Source organism: Planctomycetota bacterium, assembly GCA_038746835.1.
Taxonomy (GTDB): domain Bacteria; phylum Planctomycetota; class Phycisphaerae; order Tepidisphaerales; family Tepidisphaeraceae; genus JBCDKH01.
In genome coordinates this window covers 1-2,735 of record JBCDKH010000294.1, presented here as the reverse complement: position 1 = coordinate 2,735, position 2,735 = coordinate 1, and the positions used below count along the sequence as shown (strand labels likewise).

Genomic DNA, 2,735 nt, shown 5'->3' with positions numbered 1-2,735 from the left:
GAGTCCCTTGGCGAGGTCGTTGCGTCGGTCCCACACGTCGGCCGTCACACGCAGCGCGTTGGCGCGGCGATAGTCCGGCAGGTGTGCGACGCACGTCAGGTCACCTGGCGACAAGCTCAATCGCATCGGCCGACCGCAGCGCGCGATGGCGTCCGCGACAGCGCGAATCTCGCGCGGGTATGGGACGATGTCGTCGACCTTCACGTAATCCACGCCCCACTCGGCCAGCAGGCGAAAGACGCTGTCGTAGTACGCCTGAGCTCCCGGCCGACGCATGTCGACGCCGAAGTTGTCGTCGCACCACGGGCACACGTCGCTCGTGTCCGCGATGTCGCTCGCGCGAAGGCCTTCCGCACCGGAGATCGGCAGGTCGCGTTCGACGGCGACGCGTGGGATGCCGCGCATCAGGTGGATGCCGAAGTGGACGCCCCGCTCGTGGCAGGCGTCGGCGAGCGGCTTGATGCCGTTGGGGAACATCGTCGGGCACGGCAGATACCGGCCGAAATCGTCGAGTTCGTGGCCGAGCAGCGTCGCCTCGCTGACCTGCGGAAATCGCTGTCCGGGCTCGCGGTGATATCTGCGATACCAACCGATGTCGAGCACGTGCGTGTCGTACCCGTGCGGCAAGAGCCGCTCGACGAGCACGTCGAGATTGTCCAGGATTGCCCGTTCGTCGGCGACGGCACCGAAGCTGTCGAAGCTGTTCCACCCACGCGGCGGCCAATGCGGCGGCGGCAGATTCATGCGGGCGACCACTTCCAAATGCCATAGCAACCCGTCGTGAACCACGCTTCGCCCGTGGTCGGATGGACGCGAACACGCATCGCCTCGCGAGCACCGTCGAGCTGATCTGGGTCACGCTCGCTGCTCGAAAGCGGCGTGCGACGGGTCAGCGTCTTCCACGTCGCGCCGGCATCCGTGCTGCGCAGGACCGCGGCGGGATGGCTGAAGACGTTCGAGTGTCGGCAGAGGTAGACGACCGACGGCCTGCGCGGGTCGACCGCGACGCTGTGCATCTCGTTCGTTTGAAGACCGTCCGGGACACCTGGAAGCTCGATCTCGGTTGGGGTAACGATCGCCTCCTGATCCAGCGACGGCTTGAGTCGTTCGATCTTGAAGAGCTTCTTGTCGTCGATCAGATACAGCCGATCACGCTCGGCGTCGTAGGCGAAGTCCTTAGGCCCCTTCATCCGGGCGATGCGGATCCACGTCTCGCCGTGGTCGCGACTGACGACCGCGTAGGCCTCTTTGACGAAGGCCTCGACGCCGAAGATCATGCCGGCCGCGGCCGACCAGACGCCGTCGCAGCCCGCCATGCGTTGCCATGTCGCGCCGCCGTCAGCGCTGCGGAATGGGCCGGCGAACCGGAAGTCGCTGTCGTCGGGACAGACCAGGCAGTTGTCGATGCCGAAGTCAGCGCCATCGCGTTCCCAGGAGATGTCGGCGCGTTGTGTCCATGTCGTCCCGCCGTCGTCGCTGGTGCAGAGCCGACGCCTGCCACCCCAGCTGTCGGCGAGGCCCATGAACAGCTCGCGTGATGACGCGGCGGCCGCGCCGTAGGTGAAGCCGCCCCAGGTCAGTCCGCTGACGTTGAGGTACGTCCACGTCGCGCCGCCGTCCGTCGTGACGCCGCCGTTGTAGTCCTGGCTGGAAAGGACCAGCGTGTCCGGATCGCTCGGGCAGAACTGGAAGGCCGTCGCACAGTAGATGTTGTTCACGCCGCCCGCCGACCAGCGGAACGTCCGGCCGCCGTCGTCGCTTCGGCTGGGCCAGTCGCCGCCGCTCCCGAGGACGATGTCGGGGTCGTTCGGGTGCCACGCGAACTGTGGCTGTCGCACGTTCAGCGGCAGGAAGTTGAGCTCGTCTTCGAACGTGCTGGTGACGAACGTCTCGCCGCCGTCGTGCGTGACGATGCGTGTCCAGTTGTAATCCGGCCGCTCGTGATACAGGCCAAAGCGATCGCCGTCAGCTGGGCTGACACGGACGCGTCGGAAGGTCGTGTCGTCTTCAATGACGTCGGCTACGCCCCGAAGGTTTGCCCATGTCCGGCCGCCGTCGTCGCTGCGAACGACGCGTTTCTCGGTGCAAGCGATCAGCCGTTCGCCCGCCACATCGAGCCCGGTGACGACCAGATCGCTCACCTTGGTCGCCAAGGCATCGTCACCGCGAAGCTGATAGACCCCGTCGAGGCCGCCGATGTAGAGCACCGGCTCGGTTGGATGGTGGCAGAGGAACGCCCCGCCGAGGTGGCGACTGTCGGCAAGTTCGCGCCACGACTCGCCGCGATCGTCGCTGACGTAGAGAGCGGGTTCGTCGACGCCCTCGCCGTAGCCCGCGCGGTCGTTGGCCGTGCGGGACCAGAAGACGCGATCGCTGTTGGGATCGAACGCGACGGCCGTGCGTTCGTCGTAGACGCCGGCGTAGCGGGCGGGCAAGACGTTGCGCCAGCTCGCCCCACGGTCGGTCGAAAGGTAGACGCCGTGCCGATCGAAGCTAATCGTGTTGGCCCCAATGGCGATGATGCGATTGGCATCTCGCGGGTCGAAGGCGACGCTGTTGGTCCCGCGTGGGAAGAAGCCGACGTTGCACGGCTCCCACGTAATCCCGCCATCGAGCGAGCGGTACAGTCCGCCGACGTCAGTGCCCCAAATCGCAGTCTTGCCATCGGGTCCGAAGGCGACGTCGCGAATCCACTGCCCGCCCTCACCGCCGAGGTCCGGCAGGCCTCGTGCGCG

The 2,735-nt window shown here is 66.8% G+C and carries 2 protein-coding genes; both read right to left on the bottom strand.

Going from position 1 to position 2,735, the window contains the following annotated elements:
• On the bottom strand, positions 1-744 hold a 744-nt coding region (locus tag AAGI46_16740), incomplete at its 3' end, for a glycoside hydrolase family 27 protein (GenBank protein ID MEM1013855.1).
• Positions 741-2,735 (bottom strand): hypothetical protein (locus AAGI46_16735; protein MEM1013854.1); only part of this gene is annotated, 1,995 nt, incomplete at its 5' end. The genes AAGI46_16740 and AAGI46_16735, both read right to left, overlap by 4 nt.